The organism is Citricoccus alkalitolerans, assembly GCF_039528175.1.
Taxonomy (GTDB): Bacteria; Actinomycetota; Actinomycetes; order Actinomycetales; family Micrococcaceae; genus Citricoccus; species Citricoccus alkalitolerans.
Window position 1 is genome coordinate 798,341 of record NZ_BAAALH010000001.1, and the last position, 22,877, is coordinate 821,217.

General features: G+C 69.2%; 23 protein-coding genes. 12 read left to right on the forward strand and 11 right to left on the reverse strand.

What is annotated here, in order from left to right; all coding sequences use genetic code 11:
- Positions 1 to 13: 13 nt before the first annotated feature.
- Entirely contained in the window at positions 14 to 1,522 is a 1,509-nt protein-coding gene (locus ABD134_RS03545; protein WP_344226751.1) for a helicase domain-containing protein, read from the reverse strand.
- An 871-nt stretch (positions 1,523 to 2,393) separates the two neighbouring features.
- On the opposite strand from ABD134_RS03545, the gene ABD134_RS03550 reads away from it, so the two are divergent.
- Together ABD134_RS03550 and ABD134_RS03555 are read left to right on the forward strand one after the other, a co-directional pair.
- Positions 2,394 to 2,786, forward strand: a complete 393-nt coding sequence (locus ABD134_RS03550; protein WP_344226753.1) for an MmcQ/YjbR family DNA-binding protein — start codon at positions 2,394 to 2,396, stop codon at positions 2,784 to 2,786.
- Between the two features lie 17 nt (positions 2,787 to 2,803).
- Positions 2,804 to 3,394 carry a TIGR03086 family metal-binding protein gene (locus tag ABD134_RS03555; protein WP_344226755.1) on the forward strand — a complete coding sequence of 197 codons (591 nt, stop codon included), beginning with the start codon at positions 2,804 to 2,806 and terminating at the stop codon, positions 3,392 to 3,394.
- A gap of 35 nt (positions 3,395 to 3,429) precedes the next feature.
- Here the strand turns inward: ABD134_RS03555 and ABD134_RS03560 are convergent, their stop codons facing one another.
- From ABD134_RS03560 to ABD134_RS03570, 3 genes are read right to left on the reverse strand one after another with little or no spacing between them, the layout of a single operon-like run.
- Positions 3,430 to 4,095, reverse strand: a complete 666-nt coding sequence (locus ABD134_RS03560; RefSeq protein WP_344226757.1) for a DUF6320 domain-containing protein — start codon at positions 4,093 to 4,095, stop codon at positions 3,430 to 3,432.
- Positions 4,092 to 5,492 (reverse strand): alcohol acetyltransferase, encoded by a 1,401-nt coding sequence (locus tag ABD134_RS03565; protein WP_344226759.1) that lies wholly within the window; start codon positions 5,490 to 5,492, stop codon positions 4,092 to 4,094. Before ABD134_RS03565 ends, ABD134_RS03560 begins: the two co-directional genes overlap by 4 nt.
- Positions 5,489 to 6,484, reverse strand: coding sequence for an alpha/beta hydrolase (locus ABD134_RS03570; RefSeq protein WP_344226761.1), 996 nt, complete (start codon positions 6,482 to 6,484; stop codon positions 5,489 to 5,491). The genes ABD134_RS03565 and ABD134_RS03570 overlap by 4 nt, the downstream gene beginning before the upstream one ends.
- A gap of 224 nt (positions 6,485 to 6,708) precedes the next feature.
- Between ABD134_RS03570 and ABD134_RS03575 the strand changes: the two genes are divergently transcribed.
- Positions 6,709 to 7,716, forward strand: a complete 1,008-nt coding sequence (locus ABD134_RS03575; RefSeq protein ID WP_344226763.1) for an arsenic resistance protein — start codon at positions 6,709 to 6,711, stop codon at positions 7,714 to 7,716.
- 4 nt (positions 7,717 to 7,720) lie between these two features.
- Here ABD134_RS03575 and ABD134_RS03580 read toward each other — a convergent pair whose 3' ends face one another.
- From ABD134_RS03580 to ABD134_RS03595, 4 genes are all read right to left on the reverse strand, one after another.
- Complete coding sequence (locus ABD134_RS03580) at positions 7,721 to 8,740, reverse strand: cation efflux transmembrane domain-containing protein (RefSeq protein WP_344226765.1); 1,020 nt, start codon at positions 8,738 to 8,740, stop codon at positions 7,721 to 7,723.
- Positions 8,737 to 9,237, reverse strand: coding sequence for a transporter substrate-binding domain-containing protein (locus ABD134_RS03585; RefSeq protein WP_344226767.1), 501 nt, complete (start codon positions 9,235 to 9,237; stop codon positions 8,737 to 8,739). The genes ABD134_RS03580 and ABD134_RS03585 overlap by 4 nt, the downstream gene beginning before the upstream one ends.
- Positions 9,238 to 9,305: 68 nt before the next feature.
- A complete protein-coding gene (locus ABD134_RS03590; protein WP_344226769.1) occupies positions 9,306 to 10,511 on the reverse strand; it encodes a sensor histidine kinase in 1,206 nt (401 codons plus the stop codon).
- Between the two features lie 98 nt (positions 10,512 to 10,609).
- Positions 10,610 to 11,293: a sensor domain-containing protein gene (locus ABD134_RS03595; protein WP_344226771.1), complete on the reverse strand. Its 684-nt coding sequence runs from the start codon at positions 11,291 to 11,293 to the stop codon at positions 10,610 to 10,612.
- Between the two features lie 138 nt (positions 11,294 to 11,431).
- Between ABD134_RS03595 and ABD134_RS03600 the strand changes: the two genes are divergently transcribed.
- Positions 11,432 to 12,085: a response regulator gene (locus ABD134_RS03600; protein WP_344227657.1), complete on the forward strand. Its 654-nt coding sequence runs from the start codon at positions 11,432 to 11,434 to the stop codon at positions 12,083 to 12,085.
- Between the two features lie 88 nt (positions 12,086 to 12,173).
- Here the strand turns inward: ABD134_RS03600 and ABD134_RS03605 are convergent, their stop codons facing one another.
- The gene (locus ABD134_RS03605; RefSeq protein WP_344226773.1) at positions 12,174 to 13,550 is read right to left on the reverse strand and encodes a M14 family zinc carboxypeptidase; all 1,377 of its coding nucleotides are present in this window, start codon (positions 13,548 to 13,550) and stop codon (positions 12,174 to 12,176) included.
- A gap of 137 nt (positions 13,551 to 13,687) precedes the next feature.
- Here ABD134_RS03605 and ABD134_RS03610 point away from each other — a divergent pair, with 137 nt between their 5' ends.
- The 4 genes from ABD134_RS03610 to mftF all read left to right on the forward strand — a co-directional run bounded on the left by ABD134_RS03610 (position 13,688) and on the right by mftF (position 18,542).
- Positions 13,688 to 14,743: a hypothetical protein gene (locus ABD134_RS03610; RefSeq protein WP_344226775.1), complete on the forward strand. Its 1,056-nt coding sequence runs from the start codon at positions 13,688 to 13,690 to the stop codon at positions 14,741 to 14,743.
- A 121-nt stretch (positions 14,744 to 14,864) separates the two neighbouring features.
- Entirely contained in the window at positions 14,865 to 15,254 is a 390-nt protein-coding gene (locus tag ABD134_RS03615; RefSeq protein WP_344226777.1) for a DUF4282 domain-containing protein, read from the forward strand.
- A gap of 142 nt (positions 15,255 to 15,396) precedes the next feature.
- The gene (locus tag ABD134_RS03620) at positions 15,397 to 17,025 is read left to right on the forward strand and encodes a GMC family oxidoreductase (RefSeq protein WP_344226778.1); all 1,629 of its coding nucleotides are present in this window, start codon (positions 15,397 to 15,399) and stop codon (positions 17,023 to 17,025) included.
- Positions 17,022 to 18,542 carry a mycofactocin biosynthesis glycosyltransferase MftF gene (gene mftF, locus ABD134_RS03625; protein WP_344226779.1) on the forward strand — a complete coding sequence of 507 codons (1,521 nt, stop codon included), beginning with the start codon at positions 17,022 to 17,024 and terminating at the stop codon, positions 18,540 to 18,542. The genes ABD134_RS03620 and mftF overlap by 4 nt, the downstream gene beginning before the upstream one ends.
- A gap of 19 nt (positions 18,543 to 18,561) precedes the next feature.
- Here the strand turns inward: mftF and mftE are convergent, their stop codons facing one another.
- Positions 18,562 to 19,248: a mycofactocin biosynthesis peptidyl-dipeptidase MftE gene (gene mftE, locus ABD134_RS03630; RefSeq protein ID WP_344226784.1), complete on the reverse strand. Its 687-nt coding sequence runs from the start codon at positions 19,246 to 19,248 to the stop codon at positions 18,562 to 18,564.
- Positions 19,245 to 19,955 carry a mycofactocin system transcriptional regulator gene (gene mftR / locus ABD134_RS03635; RefSeq protein ID WP_344226786.1) on the reverse strand — a complete coding sequence of 237 codons (711 nt, stop codon included), beginning with the start codon at positions 19,953 to 19,955 and terminating at the stop codon, positions 19,245 to 19,247. Before mftR ends, mftE begins: the two co-directional genes overlap by 4 nt.
- Before the next feature lie 136 nt (positions 19,956 to 20,091).
- Here mftR and mftA point away from each other — a divergent pair, with 136 nt between their 5' ends.
- From mftA to ABD134_RS03655, 4 genes are all read left to right on the forward strand, one after another.
- Positions 20,092 to 20,193, forward strand: coding sequence for a mycofactocin precursor MftA (gene mftA, locus ABD134_RS03640; RefSeq protein WP_344226788.1), 102 nt, complete (start codon positions 20,092 to 20,094; stop codon positions 20,191 to 20,193).
- A 2-nt stretch (positions 20,194 to 20,195) separates the two neighbouring features.
- Positions 20,196 to 20,516, forward strand: coding sequence for a mycofactocin biosynthesis chaperone MftB (mftB, locus tag ABD134_RS03645; protein ID WP_344226791.1), 321 nt, complete (start codon positions 20,196 to 20,198; stop codon positions 20,514 to 20,516).
- A gap of 24 nt (positions 20,517 to 20,540) precedes the next feature.
- Complete coding sequence (gene mftC, locus ABD134_RS03650) at positions 20,541 to 21,800, forward strand: mycofactocin radical SAM maturase (RefSeq protein WP_344226793.1); 1,260 nt, start codon at positions 20,541 to 20,543, stop codon at positions 21,798 to 21,800.
- Positions 21,801 to 21,933: 133 nt separating this feature from the next.
- On the forward strand, positions 21,934 to 22,776 hold the full coding sequence (locus ABD134_RS03655) for a mycofactocin-coupled SDR family oxidoreductase (RefSeq protein ID WP_344226796.1): 843 nt from the start codon (positions 21,934 to 21,936) through the stop codon (positions 22,774 to 22,776).
- Positions 22,777 to 22,877: the final 101 nt, after the last annotated feature.

Consider the following 22,877-nt stretch of genomic DNA (forward strand, 5'->3'; position numbering starts at 1 on the left):
TCCAGGACGCCCCTCAGTCCTCCAGGATCACCAGCTGCCGGGTGGCCCTGCTCATGGCCACGTACCGGTCCACCGCACCCTCGGTCCCGGTACCGAAGTCCCGCGGGTCGACCAGGATCACCAGGTCGAACTCGAGGCCCCTGGCCAGGGCGGGGGTCAGGGACCGCACCCGGCCCCGCAGAGCCATCGGCGTCCTGCCCTGAACCGCGCCGGCCGCGGCGGCCCCGTCCGCACTGATCACGACGGCGGTGCCCTCGCCTTGGTCGTGTTGTTCCAGCCAGGCCTCCAGCACCTGGCCCAGCTCGTCCACCGTGCCGTGGCGCCCCGCGTTTCCCGAGGCCCGGACCGAGGTCGGCACGTTGGCATCCGGAATCTCGGCCCGGATCACGGGGGCCGCCTCCTCCATGACCTCTTCGGGTGTGCGGTAGTTGATCGTGAGCGTGGCGATCTCCACCGTCCCGACCCCGACGCGCTCCAGCCGTTGCCGCCAGCTCTCGGTGAACCCGCGCCGGGCCTGGGCGCGGTCCCCGACGATGGTGAGGCTCCGGGACGGACACCGGTCCAGCAGCATCTGCCACTCGGCGTCGGTGAGTTCCTGCGCCTCGTCCACCACGATGTGCTCGAAAGGCCCCGTCAGCAGGTCACGGGCTTCCGCCGGCAGGTCCTCGTCGACGACGAGTCTGTCCCGGATGTCCTCGGTCTTCAGGGACGCCATCTCCTGCAGGTCGGAGTCGTCGGCGGCCACCAGTTCGTCGATCACCCGATCCATGGCGGCCTGGTTCCGCTCGCGCGCCCGGTCGCGTGCATGGCGCTTCCGGGCTGCCTCCGGATCGCCGATGCGGCGGCGGGCCGCGTCAAGGATCGGCAGGTCGGACAGTGTCCACGCTTGAGGATCCGCGCGGTGCAGGGAGCGCACCTCGGCCGGCTCCAGCGCCGGGGCGCACCTGGACAGGTAGGCGGGCACCGTGTGCAGGTCTCCGACGATCTCCTCGGGACGCAGCACAGGCCAGGCCCGGTCGAAGGTAGCCCGCAGGTCACGGTTCCCCTCGAAGGACCGGTACAGCAGCTGGGTGGACGGCCCCCCGTTCTCCTCGTCCTGGGCGGAGTTCCGGTCCATCGCGGTGCTGTGGGTTTCCACCAGGATGTGGAGCAGAGCCGTCCAGACGTCCTCCCGGGCCTCGTTGTGCGGGGTGCCGGAGTCGGGGGCGTCGAAGGCCTCGGCCCAATCCTCGGGATACAACCAGACCTCGTCCCAAGGCGTCTCCACCAGCAGAGGCTCGGCCGGAGGTTCCTCATACAGCCGGACCGCGGGCTCCACGGCGTCCACCAGGTCGCGGCGAGCCTTCAGATCGGCTACCTGCGGATCCGCCTCGGCGGGAGCCGACGCCCCCTCCGGGAGCAGGCCGCGCACCGTCGTCGTGAGCACCCCGTCCTCGCCGAGTGAGGGCAGCACGTCCGCGACATAGGCGCTCGTGGGGGCCCACGACCAGTAGGCCGCCACGGTGGCGGCGCAGCCGCTCATCGGCGTAGAGCAGGTGTGCCGTGCGGTGCAGGGCGACGACGGTCTTTCCGGTGCCCGGGCCGCCGTCGACCACGAGCGCCCCGCGCGAGCTGGCGCGGATGATCGCGTCCTGGCCCGCCTGGATGGTGCCGAGCACGTCCCGCATGCGCCCGGTCCGGTGGGCGCCGAGACTGGCGATGAAGGCGGACTGGTCGTCGAGTGCGGCGTGGGCCTGCAGCCCGCCCGACAGTCCCTCCGTGGTGAAGACCTCGTCCCAGTAGTCGGTGATGCGCCCGTGGCTCCACCGGTAGCGGCGGCGGCTGGCCAATCCGAGGGGATGGGCGTGGGTGGCGGCGAAGAACGGCTCAGCCGCAGGGGCGCGCCAGTCGATGAGCAGGCGGTGGCCATCAGCGTCGGTCAGGCCGGCGCGGCCCACGTAGACGGTGGTGCCGCTGCTGTCGGACGAGACCATCCGGCCCAGCACCAGGTCCAGACCGAACCGTTGGAACAGGAGTAGGCGTGAGGACAGCCGGCGGATCTCGGCATCCCGCGTCAAAGCGTACTCCCCGCGGCCACGTGGTTGCCGGCGCAGGGCGTCGAGGCGGCTGCCATCCTCGGCACGACGGCGGCCGAGGGCGGCGGCGATGGCCGCGAAGTGGGCGTCGTCGGCGGCCACCAGGTCCGGATCCGCCTTGGCGGCGAGGTGCTCCGGGAGGGCGAAGGCTGAGGTGCTGGTGCGCTGGTGGGCTGTGGTCACGGGACGGCTCCGATCTGATTCGACCCGGCGATTCTGGCAGCGCCGGGGGGCCTTGCGGCAAGGCCCCCGCTCGGGCATAGTCTGAAGACGGCGGAGGGGATCCGACCCCATTCGACCTCCCGGGGATCGGACACCATGAACGGAACCACACTGCACCGGATCGCCCGGGACGTGGCCCTCCAATTCCCTGCCGTCACCGTGGACCAGCCCTTCGGCCCGGATAACGACGTGTTCAAGGTCAAGGGCCGGATGTTCATGTTCCTGGCCGAACTGGGCGGCGAACCGATCGTCAACCTCAAGGTGGAGCCAGAAGACTCCGGCGCCCTGCGCCTGGCTCATCCCGAGATCACCCCCGGGTACCACATGAACAAGAGGCATTGGATCACCGTGACCGGTGGGGACACCATCACCGGCGGACTGGTCGGGGAACTCGTGCTTGATTCCTACCGCCTGGTGGTTGAGAAACTGCCACGGCACGCCCGCCCGGTGGACCCCGAGACCTTCGGCACCACCACCCCGGCCCGCTAGCGAGAGAGGGACCCATCATGACCAGCATCGACCTCACCGAGAGCACGCGGAGGGTGGCGGCCGTGGTGCGCGGGATCGAGGACGCGCATCACTATGCCCCCACGCCGTGCCCCCAGATGCCCGTCCACCTGCTCCTGGCGCATCTGCACGGCCTGGCCATCGCCTTCCGTGACGCCGCCCGCAAGATCGATGGACTGACCACCCACACGGCCCCGGACCCGTCGCGGCTGGAACTTCCGGAGGACTGGCGGGAGACCCTGCCGGCCGAGTTGGAGAACCTCGCCGCCGCCTGGAACGAGACGGGGGCACGCACCGGAACGACGACGGCCGGGGCGCAGACCATGCCCGCGGACGTGGCGGTGCTGGTCGCCCTCGACGAGGTCGTGCTGCACGGCTGGGACCTGGCGGTGGCCACCGGTCAGGACTATGCGGTGGAGCAGCAGGCGCTGGACGCCGTCGAGCAATTCTGCGCCGGGATCCCGGAGGAGCCGGGCGAACGGGAGGGGCTCTTCGGCCCTCGGGTCCCGGTGCCGGCAGAGGCACCCCAGCTGGATCGGGTGCTGGGCTTGTCCGGCCGCGATCCCGGGTGGCGGCCGCCGCATCACTGAGCAGCGAAACCATCTGCGGACCGGTGGCGCGGGGTCTACAGGTGCAGGCGTTTGGCGAGCTCGTGGCGGACCTGCCGACCCCGTCCGAGCTGCAGCAGCCCCAGGGCGAGCAGGCTGAGAGCACCGCAGATCGCGGACGGCAGCGGGGTCGTCACCCATCCGAAGACGAGGAACCCGAGCGGTGCCAGGCCCAGGAGCACCGTCAGGCCGCTGTAGACGATGTGCTCGCCGACCTCGATGCGCATCACCCGGACCGTGATCAGCAGGGCGACGATCGACGAGGCGCAGACGATGGGCACCGCGTAGGTCAGCGACCAGCCGAGCCACCCCGTGAGGTAGTCCCAGTACACGCAGACCAGGCCCACGAGCACTACGAGGTACACGGTGCTCTTGGCGAGATTGCGCCGCTTGCGTACAGCCATCAACACCACCAGCCACATGGCGCTGACGCCCAGCCACACGGAGCGCAGCACACCAATGCCGTCCAGGTCCCGGCTGAACAGCAGTTGGGCCGTGAACGACCCGAGGATGACCGCGATCGAGGCCAGGAAGAGGGCCCTCAGGACTCGACGCCGGGAGAACTGGAGGGGCACCGCGGGGAACGGACTCGGGGTGACATCGCCTGAGGTCGGGGCCGCGCACAGGGGGCAGTGGTTCCAGGCGCCCTCGATGTCCACAGCGCACTCCGGGCAGCGCCTCATGCCTCCACCTCGGTCTCTACCCCGGTCTCCACCAACCTGAGCTCCTCCTCGGTGACTCTGGCGGCGGACACGGATACCGCGATCCCGCGGTCGGTGAGGTGCCGGGCGTATTCCCTGATGTGTCCCGTCTCGGTGAACGGTGAGGAAAAGCTGATCGTGAGCAGGCCGGCGTGGGAGACGGCGCAGAACTGGGGGCGGGCCGCCGAGACGTGGAGCAGCATGCGGCCCACGTGGGAGTCGACCGGGTCAGGCAGGCTGACGCGGCCCATGTTCGAGATCGCGACGGTCAGGCTGCGGTTGTTGATCCGATTGACCAGTCCCAGGATCAGGTCCTTGAGCGGCCGTGGCACCACCCTCAACACGGGAGTCCGCTCGAAGCGGATGAAGCGCCGCAGTTTTCGCTCCAGGGCCTCCGGGGTGGCTTTCGGTCGGAACTGGCCCTCCAGCTGGCGGGCGACGGAGCCGACGTCGTCCTCGCCCTCGCCGTAGGTGTGCTCCACCCGGACGGCCGCGAAGAAGTTCCGTGCCGACGTCGACGGGAAGAACTGGCGGAGGTTCACCGGCACCGAGACGGCAAGGGTGCGGTTCCGGCCCAGCCCGCCCGAGGACCGGCGGACGGACTCGAAGAAGAGGGCGGTCAGGTACATGGTGAGCGAGACACCCTCGGCCCGGGCCAAACTGAGCACGTCCCGGGCAGGCAGGGTGAGTTCGACGGCGCGGGTGCGGTGGTCTGGTGTGCGGGTGCCTCTGACCCGGTGCACGCGCTTCCGCGGGTGCCGGGCGGTTCCGGTGCCGGGAGCCCGTCCCTGGCGACGCCGGCGGAAATAGTGCGCGAAGCTGTCGGCGGTCAGCTCGTGGACCGGAGGCTCGTGGAGTCGGCCGGCCGGTGCCGTGCCGTTGGGCTCCGCACTCGGCTGTTCGATGGCCGCAGCCTCGGCGCCGGTCTCGCGGGATGCCCCGAGCGCACGGCCGGCCTCCGGGTAGCGCAACCCGAGGTAGGCGGTCACCAGGTCGGAGAGGAACCACAACGCCCCGGTGCCGTCGGAGAGCGCGTGGAAGACCTCGAGGTTGATGCGCCGACGATGATGCAGCACGCGGAACAGAAGGGTGCGCCGGTCCGCCTGATAGATCGGGGCACAGGTGTGCTGTACCTCCGAGCTGACGATGGGACGCAGGTCGCTGTCCTGCAGGTAGTACCAGAACACGCCGCGCCGCAGTACCGCACGGTACAGCGGATACCGGTCGTACGTGGCGTCCAGTGCCTCTTGCAGCAGGTGCGGATCCACCTCGTGGTCCGTTTCCGCGCTGAGGCGGAACACCTTGGGATCGGCATCGGTCCGCGCCGCCAGGAAGATGTTGGAGGCGTTGTCCAGCCGCGCCCAGGTCTGCCCGGTCATGGTGCGTCCTGACGGCCGGGACGACTGGAACCGCCGGGCCGCCCAGCGACCGTGGAGTCCTCGTCGGAGTCCTCGTCAAGGAAGGCGTTGACCACCTCGTACGCCTCCCGCAGGGACCGCGAGAACCTCGGCAGTGCGATGAACCCGTGCAGCGCCCCGTCCACCCGGTGGAACCGCACCTCACTGCCGGCTTCTGCCAGGGCCTCTCCGTAGGCCTCTCCCTCGTCACAGAGCAGGTCCAGTTCGGCAGTGATCAGCAGGGTCTTCGGCTGCCCGGACAGGTCTGGGGCCATCAGGGGGGCGACCAGATGGTTGCGGCGCTGCTGGTGGTCGGGCACATACAGGTCGAAGTAGTCCTGGACCTCCATGGAGGTGAGCCGGTAGTCCTCACCGTGATGGCGGACCGAGGCGAACGGCGAGGTCGCCGGATCATGGTCCCAGTGGGTCACCGGGTAGAGGAGGACCTGCCGGCTCGCCCCGCGGTGGCCGCGCTCCCGCAGCATCAGGGAGACGGCGGCTGCCAGGTTGCCGCCGGCGGAGTCGCCCACGAGGACGACGTTGGCGGCCGAGGCGATGCCGGCCCGCTGTGGATCCTCCAACACCAGCCGTGCCACGTTGAAACAGTCCTCCAGGCCAGCCGGGAAGGGATGTTCCGGGGCCAGCCGGTAGTCCACGGAGGCCACCACACAACCGGTGAGGTCGGCCATCGTGGCACAGGCCGGGGTGTAGCTCTCGATGTCACCGGTGACCCAGCCGCCCCCGTGGAAGAAGAGCAGGACCTCATCGCGCCGCTTCTCCTTCGGCTGGAAGACCCGCACGGGGATACGATGGGTCCCCACATCAGCCGCCGTCTGTCGGTACACGGGCCGGTAGCGCGGACCCGACAACGCGGCGACGTGCTGCTGGAAACGCCGGACCTTCGCATAGTCCTCCCGCACGTTGAGTCGCGGTGCGGCGAACAGGCCCAGAACGGACCGGAACAGCCGGTTCACGGGCGGGAGAGGGGTGGTGCGGTGGACGGGTCCATGTGCTCAGCCTAATGGTCCCCCGTGGGTGGCCATCGACTCAGTCCGAGGGATCCAGCGGGGAGAGGGCGGGCGGGAAGGTGAACAGCGGCAACCGGACATTCCCACTGACAACGGACGTCCGTGATGTTGCTGTTCATCTGGCCCAAGCCGTCATCGTCTCCGGCCGGGTTCTCCCGCCAGAGCCTGAGATGCTGTACGACATGTGGCAACAGGCGGCGGGTCGAGTGGCGGTCACCGTTTCGTGGTTGGAACGGCACCAGGTGGTGCTGTACGTGGCCGCGCTGCTGGCCGGGGCCGGCGTCGGGCTCCTGGTCCCGGCCGTGGCCACACCGGCAGGGCACGCGGTCAATCCGGTGCTCGCTCTCCTGCTCTACTCCACCTTCCTCGCCGTCCCTTTCCGGCGGCTGGCGGGAGCCTTCCGGGACGGCCGGTTCCTGGCGGTCGTCCTGCTGGTGAACTTCACGGTGGTCCCGCTGGTGGCCTTCGGACTGTCCCGCCTCGTGGCACCGTCCCCGGCGTTGGAGGTAGGGGTGCTGTTCGTGCTGCTGACTCCGTGCGTGGACTATGTCATCGTCTTCACGCGCCTGGCCGGTGGTGCCGCGGACCGTCTGCTGTCAACCACGCCGCTGCTCATGCTCGCCCAGATGGCACTGCTGCCCGTCTACCTGCGGCTGATGGTGGGGGATAGTTTCCTCCAGGCGGTCGACGCCGGCCCCTTCATTGAGGCCTTCGTCCTCCTCATCGCCCTGCCGCTGGCCGCCGCGTGGCTCACCCAGGCGGCCGCCGCCCGCTGGCGTCCTGGCCGGTGGCTGCGTGCCGGGGCGCTCGCCGCCATGGTCCCGCTGATGATGGCGACCCTGGCCGTGGTGGTCGCGTCCCACATCCACGACGTCGGCGCGCACCTGGGCGGCCTGCTCGCCGTGGTCCCCGTATTCGTGGCGTTCGCGGGGGTCATGGTGGTCATCGGCCTGGCCACCGGCCGGCTGGCCAGACTGGACGCCCTGGACCGCACGGCGGTGGTGTTCAGCGGTGTGACCCGGAACTCGCTGGTGGTCCTGCCGCTGGTGCTCGCCCTGCCGGCCGCCTTCGACCTCACACCCCTCGTGGTGGTGACCCAGACCCTGGTGGAACTGGTGGTCATGGTGGTGCTGGTCCGGGCCCTTCCCCTGCTGGTCCGGCGACGGCCCCGATCGTGAAGGCTCAGCGGGCCGCGCGGCCGCCTTCGGACTGCTTGTCCTGCTCGACACCGCCGTGGACCTCAGCGGGCAGCTCCTCGACGAGGGCGACCACCACGTCCTCCAGCTTCCAATCCAGATCGACGATGCCCTCGGCCAGCTCGCGCAGGCGTGCGGGGGTCTGTGCCTGGCCCTCCTGCGGGACGACAAACATCTCCGTGTGGAACACGTGCCCCTCATCCCGGACACGGGCTCCGGCATCCTGCACCCAGTCGACCGACCGGGCGTAGTCCTCCGCCTTCGCCACCAAGGGGTGTGGATCATCGCCCGTGATGGTTCGGGCCCGGGAGTCGGCCAGGTCGGTGATCGCGGTGCCCACGTTCGAGATGCCGTCTTTGACGATGCTCAGCCCGATGAAGATGGCGGCAGCCGCGTCAAACCACCACCACCCCAACCCCAGACCGGCCACGCCGATGGCGGTGCCCAGACTGGTCCGCCAGTCGGCCTTGAGCATGTCCGCATCCGCGTAGAGGACCTTGTTGTGCAGTTCGGTCGCCACCTGCATCTTCAGGCGGCCGAGGACCACGGGGACCGGGATGACGAGCAGCATGAGGGCGATCATGAACCAGCCCTGCCACACGGTCTGGCCGAAGAGGTGGAACGTGCCGATCGGCGGGTGCTCGCCCTGGATGAGGCCCATGGCCGAATCGATGACCAGGTACGAACCCATCACCAGCAATGCCACCGCGGCCACGAGATGGCCCACGCCCACGGCCCGGTGGTTGCCATAGGGGCGCTTGAGCGTCGGCCGGGTGTTCACGACTGTCACGGCCACGATGAACGCGATGGGCGGGACGAAGGCGAGCATGTCCTCGATCCACGCGGCCTTCATGGCTTGGGAGCTCCCCATGACCAGGGCGATCAGTGAGACGGTGACGGCCAGGTATCCGATGGTGACCCACTGGAGCCGCATGGCCCGGCGCAGGGACCTCTGGAGTTCGGGGGAGAGCTCGGTATGCCCGAAGCGGCGGTCGGCCTGGTTCACGGAGCGACCTCCGCGTGACGCTCGTCGAGGAATCGCTCTAGTTCGCCGAGCATCTGGTTCTCACCCAGCGGGACGGCCAGGACGAGTTTGACGGTCTTGCCGTCCGGCCCGGTGTCCTCGGCATAGGAGCGGGTGAGTCCCGCCTGGGAGGACCAGGGGGACTGGTCCGTCAGTCCTCCGGCCATCAGGTCCACGTCCCCGGTCTCAAGGGCCGTGATGAGGGCCTCCTCGCCGGAGGCGGTCCACTCGATCTCCGCGTCGATCTCCTCGGCGAAGGTGCGGATGAGTTCCACCTCGCTGCCGCTGGGCTCCGCACCGGTGGCATCCACGTACGGGGGGTGGTGGACCACCCCTACGGAGAGCGTGCCACCCGAGACGTCATCAAAGGTGCCGTTCGGGTCGGCTGGGTATGCCGAGGACGTGCAGCCCGTCGCCGTCAGGGCTACTGCGGCAACGAGGAATCCGCTGGTCATGGCGGTTTTTCTGGAAATGCTCATGGATCCTCCTTCTCCTGGGGCCACTGTAGGGAGAACCTGCACCCGGTGGCTAGCTCCGGTGAGGGCAGCTACAGCGGCAGCCGGGCCTTCACCGTGAAGCCGCCCTCCGGCGTCGGGCCGGTCTTGACCGTGCCGCCCAGTGCGCCCACGCGCTCGCGGATGCCCTTCAGGCCGAGGCCGGCGCCCGGCGCCGCCACGGACCCGCGACGGGCGGCCGGTCCGTTGGCGATGCGGACCCCGATCTGGTCTCCCACCGAGACCTGCACACGGATGGCGGCGCCAGGCGCGTGCCGCAGGGCATTGCTGACCGCTTCCTGCACCACACGGTAGGCGGTCAGACCCGTGGCCGGGGGCACGACCGCGGACCAGTCGCCGGCCGCGCTCGCCACCCCCGGGCCGCCGCTTCCGGAAGCCGCAGTCGCCGCACTCAGCGGCAACGGGAGGAGCTCCGGATCGATCTCCAGTTCCACCCGTGCCCCAGAGGAACGCGTGGTGGCCACCAACTGGGGGATGTCCGCGATGGTCGGCTGGGGTGTGGTGTCGGCGGCATCGTCTCCGCGCAGGATGGCGAGCAACCCCCGCATCTCGGTCAGCGCCCGGCGGGAGGAATCGGCGATCGAGTCGAACTCGCCCCGCGTCGGCTCGTCCATGCCGGGCAACCGGTAGGGGGCGGTGGTGGCCTGCACGGAGATCACGGACATGGAGTGGGCCACCACGTCATGGAGCTCCTGGGCAATGCGGTTGCGCTGCTGCAGCTCGCGGCGCTTGGTCTCCTCCTCGGCGGTGAGCTGGCGTTCGTGGTCTAACTGACCACGGCTGCTCACGAGCAGTCGAACACCGCTGCCGACGGCGAGGGCGCCGCCAGTCAGTGACGCCACGGTCGTGACGTTGGATATCACCATCCCGGGGGGAAGCTCGGTGTCCGGGATCAGCGCGAGTCCGAGCCCCCCGACCACGGCACCGGCGAGCCAACCCGCAGCGCCGAGCCGCCAGGAATGGCGGACCGAGACCACCAGAATGAGCAGTACGTAGGCGATCAGTGTGGTGACGGGCCAGGGCCACGGGGCGGAGCCCAGATCCACAGCGGACATCGTGCCCAGGGCTGCGGCCGTACCCAGCAGGATGGCCAGGATCGGCCGCCGGACGGCGAGGGGCACAGCGGCCGCCTGGCCGATGGCCAGCACCATGGCGATGGCAACGTGGACATGGTGGACCGCAGCGAGAATCGGCCAGCCCGTGGCGATCAGGACCACGGCCGCGCAGGACGTCAGCAACCAGACCCACCCACTGCGTGAGAAGCTGGCCCGGGTCGGAGACGGGGGAGACGACAGGGGAGATGAGGGAACGGACGGCTCAGCGGCGCGCATACTGTTCACGCTACCCGGGCCGCAGCCGGCAGCGGGTACTCCGACGTCGGCCCGGCACCCAGCGCGGCAGCCGTGGTGGCTGCGTCCAGCAGAGCCAGCCCTCGCATCACGGCGGGCAAGGTGAGCAGGAAGAATACGCCGACCAGGAAGGTGAAGACGGACGCGACCGCGTAGCTGGTGGCCACGGCATCCGGGATGGCTCCACCGGTGAGGGCTTCGAGCATGCGTGCGGCCAGAGGATACTCCTGCCCGCCGCGGGGAAGGTAGTGACCCCACAGGACATAGGTGATGCCCCCGAGCGCGCCCGCCGTCCAGGTCACGGAGACCACGAAGGTGAGGGTGCGTACGGGGAAGGCGATGAGGGTCTCGAACAGCAGGTCCAGCCAGCGCCTGGGGTCCCCGAGGTAGCGGAGGGGCCCGGTCACCCCGGTGCCGCCGGGACGGTACCGGGGTTGCTCGAGCTGGCCGCCCCAGGACCGCATGCGGTGGCGGGACAGCTCGGCGAATCCGGTGGCCACCAGCAGGGCGAGGGGCAGCAGCCACATCCCGATCCAGATGACAGCCGTGCCGAGTGCCAGCGCGAACAGGGGAACGAGCAGGGCGAAGGCGAACAGGGAGATGAAGAACCCGGGCAGGACGAAGGCGTAGTCACGGCCGAGGCGGGCCAACAGGGAAGGTGTGGAGTTCATGGTGGGGAAGCTACGGACCCGGCCAGGCCCGGTCATCACCCGGCAGGGTGAACGTGGGGACTACCAGGGGGTGACGGATACGCTGGGCGGGTAAGTCAGAGACCTGCGGAGCCATTCTCCGCCGTACACCCGATCCGCATCCTCATCGTGGATGACCAGGCCATGGTCCGTCAGGGCTTTGGGGCCCTGCTGGACGCCCAGGAGGACATGGCCGTCGTCGGGAGCGCACAGGATGGCGTCGAGGTTGTGGACCTGGTCAAGCGGTCCCGGCCGGACGTGGTGCTGATGGACATCCGGATGCCGGTGGTCAATGGTCTTGACGCCACGCGTGCGGTCTTCGCGATGCCGGGGGACACCCACCCGAGGGTGATCATGCTGACCACCTTCGACGCGGACGAGTACGTCTTCGCGGCACTGCAGGCCGGCGCCAGCGGGTTCCTCCTCAAGGACGCCACCGCTGAGGACCTCGCGAACGCCGTGCGGGTGGTTGCGGCCGGGGAGGCCCTGCTGGCACCGTCGATCACCCAGAAGTTGATCGCGGACTACGTCAGCCGGCCGGTGGCGCGCCCACTGGACGTGACCATCCTGGGAGAGCTGACCGAGCGTGAGCTGGAGGTCATGCGGCTCGTGGCCACCGGGCGGTCCAATGCGGAGCTGGCCGGTGAGCTGTTCCTCTCGGAGCAGACGATCAAGACCCATGTATCCCGCATCCTCGCCAAACTCGGCCTGCGGGACCGGACGCAGATCGTGGTCGCCGCCTATGAGTCAGGGCTGGTCAACGCAGGGCGGTGAGAGTCCGCAAGGGTGAGTCTGCCCGACGCCGACCACCCGGGTTGGGGGTGGGCGTCGGGCAGCACCGCCGTCGGCGGACCGGCTCGCCTCAGCAGTCGTCCAGGGGGGTTGCCTCCGTCAACCCGTACTCGGAGCGCTCATCGAGCAGCAGCGGGATCAGCGTCTTGCCCGGCTGTGCCATGGTGACGACGGCGCCCTCGGCGTTCTCCTCCCATGCGATCTCGTGAAGTTCCAGGGTGGACGCCAACTCGGACAGCTGCGCCTCGGTCAGTTGGTATCCGCACATGGGGTGGGGCTCCGCGCCGTCACTGGTGGTCGGGAGCATGTTGTCCTGGCCGCTGAAGTAGACGACGCCGGCCTGGTCGGCACCGGCCTGGGTGGCCCGTTCGGCGGCCTGGGCCGACTGACGGGCGAGTCGGGTCCGGTTCTCCGAGATCATGGCCAGCGAGCCGACCGCGCTCGAGTACTGCACGTCCACGGCGCGGCGGTTCGCCAACAGCGGGTCGTTCTCCTCCTCGGGAGTCACCGGTCCCTGCGCCGCTTCCGTCAGCTGCCCGGTGATGTGCTTCAGGCCCGTGTAGTTGCGCAGGATCCTCGCCTGGTGGTCACCGGCCACCTGCTGGAACGGCTCACCGTCCTTGACCAGCAGGCCGTAGATCCCGCTGGTCATGCCATTGGCTTCGATCTGTGCCCCGGTGTAGTCGTTGACCATCCGCTCGGAGAGATCATGGATGGTGGAGTCCACGTTCCGGTTGCGGGGCCACAGGACCAACGCCTGCGTGTCATAGAACTCGCGGGGGCCGTATTCGTGGAGGTCGTTGAGCACGTCTGGATTCCAGTCCCGCATGACCGTGGCCAGGGCCTGGGCCTCCGGGGTGGCCAGGGCCAGGAAGTCCCGGTTGATGTCCACATCGTCCGCATTCTCCCGAGTGTCGGCCTCCCAGCCGTCCGGGTTGGTGAAGATGAAGCCCACCGTGGTCTTGTTCAGCAGGCGCTTCCACGCCGGATCCTTGGTGGTGCTCAAGTCCCGGGCCAGCTGCAGACACCCCTCCCGCCCGGAGGGCTCATCGCCGTGGATCGAGCAGTTGAACAGGATCATGGAGCCGTCGGCGACCTCCTCCTGCGATTCCGGTGCCGGGGATCCGATCGTGACGAGGTTGAGGGGCCGGCCCTCCACCGACTCACCCACCTGCTGCAGGGCGACGCGCTTGCTGCCCGCATCGAGATCCTCCAGGAAGGCCTGCGCCTCATCGACCGTGGTCCAGTTCGCCCCGTTGCTGGCCTCGAACGGTGTCTGCAGTCCCTGGGATGGAGCCGCGGTCAACGACCGTTCCAAAGCCTGAGAATCGGCCGTGGCCGATGTCTCGGACGTCTCCGGTGCGGCGGCCGTCGGGCCGGCCAACAGTGCCGTGCCGGCCAGGGCCAGCACGCATCCGACAGCGGTCAGTCTCTTCTGATGTCCCATCGAAAATTCCCTCCTCCTCAGTCGAGGCCGGGCCCGGCCGGACGTCCTCGTCCATGGGCTCGGCCTGTTGAACCCGGCCAGTAGATGTGACGCGTTCAGGCAACGTCAAGGTTTAGTCTGTGGCCAGGAGGCAGACCATGACCACGTTGTTCCTCGTCCATGGGCGCGGCCAGCACACCGCTCCGAGCATCCCGCCTGGTCAGGTCGCAGAGCATGCGGACGCCATCCGCGGCCGGTGGTTGCGGGCCCTGAACACCGGACTTCACGACGCCGGCCGGCCGCCGATTCCGCTTGCCGCCCCCGTGCTGTTTCCGTTCTATGGCAATGCCTTCCGTGACGCGGTCGCCGAACGCGAGGGCACCGGCCCGGGGCCGGACCTCGCTCGCTGGAGTTCCGGCCCACCGCTACCCGCCGACGTTCAGGAGGTCTGCGAGGTCAAGGCGGGCCTGCTCCAGGACGTCACCACGCATCTGCGCTTCGACACGGCGGCCGCGCCGCCGTACTCGACGGCGACGGCCCTGCACCCGGCGGCCGGTGAGCCGACCACCGAGGGGGTACCGGCCGGCGTCGGACGCCCTTGGTGGGAACTGGACGAGCTGCTGAGGGTTCCATGGCTGCGAGCGGCCCTGCAGTTCCTGGCCGAAAGGGCAGGGGTCTCTGCTGGGGCGATCGAAGAGTACTTCACTGACGTGGCCTACTACCTGGGCTGCGCCGAGGTGCGTCAGACCGTGCTGACGACCGTGGAACGGGCGCTCGCGGATGTTCCGAGGGGTGAAACCGTGGTGATGGTCGGGCACAGCCTAGGCAGTGTGGTCGCCCACGACGTTCTGACCCGGGGTGCACTGGAACTGCCGATCGCCCTGGTGGCGACCACCGGCAGTCCGCTCGGGCTGCCGGTGGTACAGCGGCACCTGCTCGGGGGCGCGGGGAGTGTGGGGGAGGAAGCCGCACCGGTGCCCGCGGTGGTCCCTGCCCGGCGGTCGGTCTGGGTGAACGGCTACGACGTGCGTGATGTGGTGGCGATCCTGAACCCGCTTGCCCCTCGGCTGAAGCAGGCCGTGACGGGGCAGATCCGGGACCTGCGGGTCAGCGCCGGCGGCGAGCCGCATTCGGTGATCGGCTACCTCGAGAACGCGGCGGTGGCGGAGCCGATCGGCCGCGCCGTGTTTTCCGGATCTCGTGCTGCTCCGTGAGCGCCCACGGCATCTTCACACCATTGAGCGGCGGTCCTAGGCTGGGGATATGAGGTGCACCTGATGCACGTGATCTTCCTGATCCGCCGTGGTGCGCCCGGCCCGATGCAGGAGGTCCGACATGGTTGTCTCACATGATTCGCGGCCGGCAGCCGGCCGGCAGGATCCCACCAGCCAATTCAGCCCGTATCGCCACCCGGACCACTCTCCACCGGAGCCGCACGGTCCGGTGTCCGTCTTCCGGGCCCTCTTCGAACTGAACGGGGACCAGCGGATGTCGATGGGCCTGGCCCGCGGCGTCTATGCCGTGGTGGTGGTGGGCATCGTGGTGACCTGGGTGGCCGTGGTGGTCATCGGCTTCAGCCAGGGGATCACGCTGGGGATCCTTGCCCTGCTGCTCGGCTGGATACCAGCCGTGCTCTGGATCGCCTGTGCCCGGATCATCCTTGAGTTCTCCACCGCCATGGACACCCTGATCGAGCGGCCCTCTGACGGACGTGCCGCGCACTGAAGTACGACACCATGCAGCACCGGAATCGCGCCATCGGTGACGTCGACATGGATCTGACGTCCGACGCCTGATGGTGAAGGCCAGGTGAGTCTCCGCCTCGTCGAGTCGACTGTGCCTCTACCGTGACTACGATGAACGCACTATGACACCACGTCCCGTCGGCTCTCGCGCTGGATCCCCTGACCCGCCAGAGTCGGTTCGTGGCCTGACCGCCGACATCATCGTGATCGGTGCCGGTGCGGCCGGATGCGCGGCTGCTGCCGCCCTCGCTGAGGATCCGGACCGGCGGGTCCTGGTCCTGGAAGCCGGCCAGTGGAATCGCAACCCCCTGGTGGCCGTGCCGAAGGGTTTTGTGCGGACCATGTTCGATCCGCGGATCAGCCTCGAATACCCGGCACTCCCAGCACGGGAAACCGGCCCCGTGGACCTGTGGCGGCGGGGCCGTGGTGTCGGCGGCTCCACGCTCATCAACGGCACCATGTACCTGCGCGGGGAATCCCACCTCTATGACGACCTGGCGGATCACCTCGGCCCGGACTGGTCCTGGTCTGCCTTCGGACGGGCCTTCGATAGCCTGGAAGCCGCCCTGCCCGTCTCCGTGCCGCCGTCCGAACCCTCGTCTGAACCTCCGTCCGAGGTCCTGCACGCCCTGATCGCCGGCCTCGGGGAGATCCGGGTGCCGTTCGTGCAGGACGTGCGCGCCGCCGTCGGGTCCCGGGTAGGACGGACCCCGGCCACCATCCGAGCCGGGATGCGGCGGAGTGCAACCACGCTGCTGCGACCCGGACTCCGTGCGGGGAACCTGAGGGTGCTCACGGGACAGACGACCGTGCGGGTGCTGGTCGCCGGTGACCGTGCGGTCGGCGTGGATTCTGTCCTCGCCGACGGCAGCCGCGTTCGTCACAGCGCCCGGCTTCAAGTGGTGCTCACCGCCGGGACGTTGGAGACACCGCCGCTCCTGGAGCGCTCGGGCATCGGAGACCCGGACCGGTTGCGGCACCTCGGCATCGACCCCGTCGTCTCAGCGCCGCGGGTCGGTGAAGGTCTCAAGGAACAACGAGGAGCCACCGTCAAAGCCCGGATCCGCCCCGGGCTGGGGCTCAACGGCAGGCTCAGGACCACCCGAGGGCTGCTTGGCGCCGCCGCCCAATACCTCGTGACCCGGTCGGGGTCCCTCGCCTCCGGCCCCTACCCGCTCGCCGCCTCCGTGGACTCGACCGGTGGGAACCGGCCGGACCTGCAACTGCTGCTCACCGACGTCTCCACGGACGGCACTGGCCTGGCACCGGCGGACCATGCCGGACTGATGATCCAGGCCTATGCCCTCAGCCCGTACTCCACCGGGTCGGTCCACGCGGCGAGCACCGACCCCTGCCTGCGCCCGCATGTCCGTGCACCCCTGCTCGAGGATCTCCGCGACCGGGCCGCGGCTGCCGATGCCCTGAAGGCGGCCCGCGCAGTGCTCGCCGCACCGGCTCTCTCGGGAGTGGTCATCGAGGAGCTCCTTCCCGGAGCCACCGTCGCCGGCGCTGACGACGAGGCTGCCGCCGCCTTCGTCCGCACCTCCGGCGGCGGCATCTATCACGCCGTGGGGACCTGCGCGGCCGGCGGACCGGACGCTGTCCTGGATGAGCACCTGCGCGTGCGTGGCATCGACGGGTTGCACGTGGCCGACCTCTCCGCATTGCCCACGCATCCCTCCGGAGGGACGGCCGCGGTGGCCATGGCGCTGGGGCACCTGGCCGGGACCCGGATCAGGGAGGGGCGGTGACGGGGATCGCTCGGACGCAGGGCTCCTACACCCGTCGAAGCGGTGAACTGGTGTTCGGCGGGTCGCCGTGGGGACTGGCCCGCCTCTCGGCCCCGGCCCGGCCCTTCGCCAGGAGGGCACTGCGCCGCGGCGCCGGGGCCGTCGAGCCGGTCAACGACGTGGAACGTGCCACGGCAGGACTCCTCGTGGACCGCGGTCTGGCCCTGCCCATCCACCCGCCCCGCCGGCCCCGTCCGGACGAAGTGGACGTGATCGTACCGGTCCACGGTTCGGCCGTGCCCCTGGCACGTCTGCTCCCGGCATTGGACGGCCATCGGGTGACCGTGGTGGACGATGCCTCGAGCGCCGACGATGCCCGGGAGATCGCACGGGTCTGTGCAGCCCACGGCGTGCGCCTGGTGGTCCTGCCCGAGAACGTCGGGCCCGGCGGCGCTCGCAATGCCGGTCTGGCCGCGTCGAGCGATGCAGCCAAAGTACCGGCCGACTTCGTCGCGTTCCTGGACGCGGACACGGTGCCCACCGAAGACTGGTTGGACGTCCTCCGTCCTCACTTCGACGAGCCGGCGGTGGCCGTCGTCGCTCCCCGCGTCCGCGGCACCGTGACCGGCGCCGGCGCGGGCACCGTCCTGGAACGGTTCGAGTCCCGGCGCGGCGGACTCGACCTCGGCTCTCATGCGCGCCGCGTCGCCCCCGGTGGACAGATCGGCTATGTCCCCACCGCCGCACTGCTCGTACGCCGCGAGGCCCTGCCGGACCCGCCCTTCGAGCCGGGACTGAGGGTGGGGGAGGACGTCGACCTCATCTGGCGACTCGTCGCCGCCGGCCACACCGTCCGGTATGTGCCGTCCGCCGAGGTTCATCACGAGGTCCGCCCTGGGCTGCGGGACTGGTCCAAGCGCCATGCGGCCTATGGAACCTCCGCAGTACCGCTCGAGGACCGGCACCCCGGCCGCCTCGCCCCAGCCACCTGGGGGTGGCCCGGTCTGGCGGTGCTCGCGGGATGCCTGGTGGCTGCCGGCGGCCGGGGTGCGATGCGAGGGATGGGCCTGGCGGTCGCCGCGGGTGGTGTGGCAGTCCAACTCGGCGCCGGCGTCCGCCGATTCCATCGTCGGGGTCTGCCCGTCTCCGGCGGCGCCGAGGTCGCTGTGCTCGGATTGCGGTCCGAGATCACCGCCGTCGGCAACGCCCTGCGCCGCGAATGGTGGCCGATCGGGGCGGTGGCCCTCGCGGTTTCCGCGGCGCCGGCGAGTCGGCCGCGGCGGGTGGCGCGCGCCGTCGTCGTACTGGCCCTGGCTCCCACGGTGCCGGACACCGCGCAGGCCGCCCGGCACTGGGTTCAGGACCGCCTCAGCCATGATGACCCACCACACGACGCCGGTGCCGCCCTCGATCCCGTTCGGCACCTTGCCCTGCGACTCGTGGCGGACGCGGCCTACGGTACCGGCGTGCTCCATGCCGCGGTGCGGTCCCGGCGGTGGGCGGTGCTGCGGCCGCGGCTGCGCGGTCGGGCGGCCTAGAATCTATCGCTTGTGCCGTCTATCCCGTGAGGCCATCGAATGCAGCGGTGGCTCGGTCGCGGAGCCGGACGAACAGGTCCGCCCCCTCGGCGGCGCTGGCGCCCGTCGGATCGCCGAGCACGCCGTTCGGGCTCACGCCCCGCACCCCGTGGGCCTTCATCTCGGCGAAAAGCTCTCGCACGGGTGTGGTGTTGCCGGGCTCCGCGTGTTCGAGCCGCACCCGCTCCGGGGTCAGGTGCAGCATCAGCGAGGTCTCGGTCCGGCCGGCATGGGCGTCCATGCCCGGCAGGCCGAGGTGGTGGAGGAGGAGTGTCCGTCCTTCGGCCGTGCACAGGTCGGCTGCGGACCGGAGAGCATCCACATTGCCGCCATGGCCGTTGACCACCATGACCGCTGAAAACGCCGGAGTGGAGCTGCGGACCACCTCGACGACGAGCTGACGCAGGGCGTCACTGCCGATGGACAGTGTGCCGGGGAAACCGGCATGTTCCCCGCTGGCACCGATCGGCAGGGTCGGGGCGAGAGCCGCACGAGGCCGGGCGTCTGCCACGGCGGCGGCCACCGCCGTGGCGGTGACGGCATCCGTGTCCAGGGGAAGGTGTGGACCGTGCTGCTCCAGTGCCCCGATCGGGAGTACCAGCACCGGGGCCGCCCCGCCGAAGGTCTGCGGGTTGATGTCCGGCCAGGTGGCATCAGTGAGTCTCATTGGCGTTCCTCTCCTGCGTTTCCCGGATTGTCCCGATGATCGTGGTTCTCCTGTGGTCCTGCCGGAGGGTCCAGTCGCGTCGACAGCTGCGCGGCGACGCCCTGCTCCAGCCGGTCCAGGTCCACGAGCGCAGCGAAGGCGGTGTCGATGAAGGTCGTGAGGTCGGTATCGGATGAGGGAATCCACTGCCGATAGGCGGCGACGGCCGCGCTCAAGGCGACCTCACCGACCAGTTCGGGGAAGAAGGACGTGGGCTCCATATCCAGGCGCCGAGCCGTGAACTCCGCGATGACCCCACGCCAGTCCAGGAACTTCACCTGGGAACGGGCGATCAGTTCCGGCTCCGTGAGGATGAGTCCGAGGCGGGCGCGGTGCTGGTCAACGGCCTCCGGCGGTACCCGGTTGAACTCCACGACGGCATGGCGCACGGCCTCCATCAGGGGGACGCCATCCGGCACGAGGGCCAGTTCTCCGCGGAGCCGCTCCACCTCCCGGGCGAAATCTCCCCAGGGCAGGTCCGCCTTCGTCGGGAAGTAGCGGAAGAAGGTCCGGCGGGACACTCCCGCCGCATCGGCGATCTGTTGGACCGAGACGTGCTCATACCCACGGCTGGTGAAGAGCTCCACGCCGATCTCGGCCAGCACGTCATGCGTGGTGGCACGGGGACGGCCCAGCGCACGGTCAGGTGTCTCGTGGTTCTCGGTCATGGCCCCTCCTCTCGCCTCTAGGGGGATTGTTCACAAGGTTGTCAACGATCCATTGCATTGGCACCCTGTGTCATTTAGTCTCTCATCATGTGAGTGATCCAACTCACATCTTGTCAGCACTTTTCCGGGAGGAACTATGGAGCAGTCCAGCGCCCCAGCCCAGAGCACCGACCCCGAGGTCACGGCGGACGACCTTGTGGAGGATGTCTCAATCGACGGCATGTGCGGGGTCTACTGACCTTGGCTACCACCACACACCTGGCTGTGGATCCGGGATCGGGGCTCGGCCTCGATCCCGGGACGGCCTGGATCCTCAATCCGCGCGTGGCAGTGCGGCCTGAACCCTTCGGAGCACTGCTCTACCACTTCGGCACCCGCCGCCTCAGCTTCCTCAAGGACACCCGACTCGTCGACCTGGTCACCGCACTGGCCGACTTCCCGAGTGTGGACGCGGCGTTCACCGCCCTGGAGATCGACGAGGAATCCCGTCCGGGCTACGTGTCCGCCCTGCATCGACTCGCCGAAACAGACATGCTGCTGCCGGCCATCAACCACGCCTGACGACTCAACCCACGGGAGTATCCCTTGACCCTCGCCCCCGAGCGCCGTCCTTCCCTCATCGACCACTTCGAACGTGGCCTCGATTCCCCCATCTGCCTGACCTGGGAGTTGACCTACGCCTGCAACCTCAGCTGCTCGCACTGCCTCTCCGCCTCCGGGCGCCGCGACCCGAACGAGCTGTCCACCGAGCAGTGCAAGGAGATCATCGACGAGCTCCAGCGGATGCAGGTCTTCTACGTCAACATCGGCGGCGGTGAGCCCACCGTCCGCTCCGACTTCTGGGAGATCGTCGAGTACGCCACCAGCCATGACGTCGGCGTGAAGTTCTCCACCAACGGGGTACGCATCGACGCTGCCGCGGCCCAGCGGATTGCCGACAACGGCTACATCGACGTGCAGATCTCCCTCGACGGGGCTACCGCGGAGGTCAATGACGCCCTGCGGGGCAAGGGATCCTTCGACCTCGCGGTCCGGGCGATGCAGAACCTGAAGGAAGCCGGCGTCGAGGGGTTCAAGATCTCCGTGGTCATGACCCGGCACAACATCCCGCAGCTCGACGAGTTCAAGGCCCTGGCTGACGAGTACGGGGCCACGCTGCGCATCACCCGCTTGCGGCCCTCCGGACGTGCGGTGGATGTCTGGGATGACATCCACCCGCGCCCCGAGCAGCAGCGCGAGCTCTACGACTGGCTGGTCGCCCACGGAGAGGGGGTGCTGACCGGTGACTCGTTCTTCCACCTCTCGGCCTATGGAGAGACCCTGCCCGGGCTGAACCTCTGCGGTGCCGGGAGGGTGGTGTGCCTGATCGATCCGGTCGGCGATGTCTACGCCTGTCCCTTCGCGATCCATGACGAGTTCAAAGCCGGCAATACGGTGGACGATGGCGGATTCGCCAACGTCTGGCGGGGCTCCGAGCTGTTCACCGAGCTGCGCGAGCCCCAGACGGGCGGAGCCTGTGCCGGGTGTCAGTTCATCGACACCTGCCGTGGCGGCTGCATGGCGGCGAAGTTCTTCACGGGGCTGCCGCTCGACGGACCGGACCCCGAATGCGTGCGCGGCCTCGGCGAGGAACTCCTCCAAAGTCGTGAGGCGGACCTGGAGTTCCCGCGGCCCAGTGTCGACCGGTCCCACCGGACCTCACCGCCCCGCCCACGCGCGAAGTCTCGTCCGGTGCCCGTGAGCATCGGTATGGGCGCACCCGCACGCCCCCCAGTCAGTGCCTGTGAGATCGACCCCCTGGCCGGATTCGTGCCCCCGAAAGCCTCCTCGTCCGGATCCTCCTGACCGGATCCTCCTGACCGGATCCCCCCGCTGACTCTCCCGGCGTCGGCCTCTCGTCCGTCGTCTCCCGAACCCACCGCATCACCCATGACGATTCTCAGCACCATCACGCATCAAGACGCAGGAGGCACACATCATGACAGGACGTATGGAAGGCAAGGTCGCCTTCATCACCGGCGCTGCACGCGGACAGGGCAGAAGCCATGCGATCCGGCTGGCCGAGGAGGGCGCGGACATCATTGCGGTCGACCTCTGCGCCCCGGTGGACAGCCTGGAAGGTTTCTACGATCTGCCGGGAGAGGAGGAGCTGCGGGAAACCGCGCGGCAGGTGGAGGCACAGGGTCGTCGAGTGGTGGCGCGCGTTGCGGACGTGCGGGATCTGGACGCACTGAAGTCGGCCGTCAACGATGGCGTGGCCGAACTCGGCGCCGTCAACGTCATCGTCGCCAACGCCGGGATCTTTACTTTCGGGGCGAACACGCATGAGGTCAGCGAGACGTCGTGGAACGACATCCAGGACATCAATCTCACCGGCGTGTGGCATACCTACGCTGCGGCTGCTGAGCACCTGATCAAGGCTGGAGAGGGCGGATCCGTCATCATCATCTCCTCCCTCGCCGGATTCAAGGGGCTGGCGAACGTTGCGGCCTATACCGCTGCGAAGCACGGCATCGTCGGTCTGATGAAGGTGCTCGCCAACGAGCTGGGTCCACACGGCATCCGAGTCAACACCATCCATCCAAACTCGATCGACACACCCATGGTGAAGAACGCGAGCGCGTACCGGCTCTTCCGGCCGGACCTGGATGAACCGGAGGCGTCTGACGCCGAAGCAGCGTTCGCCGGTCTGAACCCCTTCGGGAAGGCATGGATCGAGCCCGTCCATGTGTCCAACGCAGTTCTGTGGCTCGCTTCCGATGAGTCCTTCTACGTGTCCGGTGGCCAGATCCCGGTCGACGGTGGCGCGGCCATCAAGTAGGTCGAGCCGGATGAGGAGGGCCGCGCCGTGAACGGCCTGCCGGAGCACAGTCAGGCGGCCCGCACTCGGGCGAGCCAGTGCACAACGGCGTCTGGCTCGCC

Coding starts and splice junctions, on each gene's coding strand:
- mftR (WP_344226786.1), bottom strand. CDS start 19,955: ATGACCGAGAACCACGAGACACCTGACCGTGCGCTGGGCCGTCCCCGT.
- ABD134_RS03615 (WP_344226777.1), top strand. CDS start 14,865: ATGGTTGTCTCACATGATTCGCGGCCGGCAGCCGGCCGGCAGGATCCC.
- mftA (WP_344226788.1), top strand. CDS start 20,092: ATGGAGCAGTCCAGCGCCCCAGCCCAGAGCACCGACCCCGAGGTCACG.
- ABD134_RS03610 (WP_344226775.1), top strand. CDS start 13,688: ATGACCACGTTGTTCCTCGTCCATGGGCGCGGCCAGCACACCGCTCCG.
- ABD134_RS03655 (WP_344226796.1), top strand. CDS start 21,934: ATGACAGGACGTATGGAAGGCAAGGTCGCCTTCATCACCGGCGCTGCA.
- ABD134_RS03560 (WP_344226757.1), bottom strand. CDS start 4,095: ATGAGGCGCTGCCCGGAGTGCGCTGTGGACATCGAGGGCGCCTGGAAC.
- ABD134_RS03565 (WP_344226759.1), bottom strand. CDS start 5,492: ATGACCGGGCAGACCTGGGCGCGGCTGGACAACGCCTCCAACATCTTC.
- ABD134_RS03555 (WP_344226755.1), top strand. CDS start 2,804: ATGACCAGCATCGACCTCACCGAGAGCACGCGGAGGGTGGCGGCCGTG.
- mftE (WP_344226784.1), bottom strand. CDS start 19,248: ATGAGACTCACTGATGCCACCTGGCCGGACATCAACCCGCAGACCTTC.
- ABD134_RS03585 (WP_344226767.1), bottom strand. CDS start 9,237: ATGAGCATTTCCAGAAAAACCGCCATGACCAGCGGATTCCTCGTTGCC.
- ABD134_RS03545 (WP_344226751.1), bottom strand. CDS start 1,522: ATGAGCGGCTGCGCCGCCACCGTGGCGGCCTACTGGTCGTGGGCCCCC.
- ABD134_RS03620 (WP_344226778.1), top strand. CDS start 15,397: ATGACACCACGTCCCGTCGGCTCTCGCGCTGGATCCCCTGACCCGCCA.
- ABD134_RS03575 (WP_344226763.1), top strand. CDS start 6,709: ATGCTGTACGACATGTGGCAACAGGCGGCGGGTCGAGTGGCGGTCACC.
- ABD134_RS03605 (WP_344226773.1), bottom strand. CDS start 13,550: ATGGGACATCAGAAGAGACTGACCGCTGTCGGATGCGTGCTGGCCCTG.
- ABD134_RS03550 (WP_344226753.1), top strand. CDS start 2,394: ATGAACGGAACCACACTGCACCGGATCGCCCGGGACGTGGCCCTCCAA.
- ABD134_RS03595 (WP_344226771.1), bottom strand. CDS start 11,293: ATGAACTCCACACCTTCCCTGTTGGCCCGCCTCGGCCGTGACTACGCC.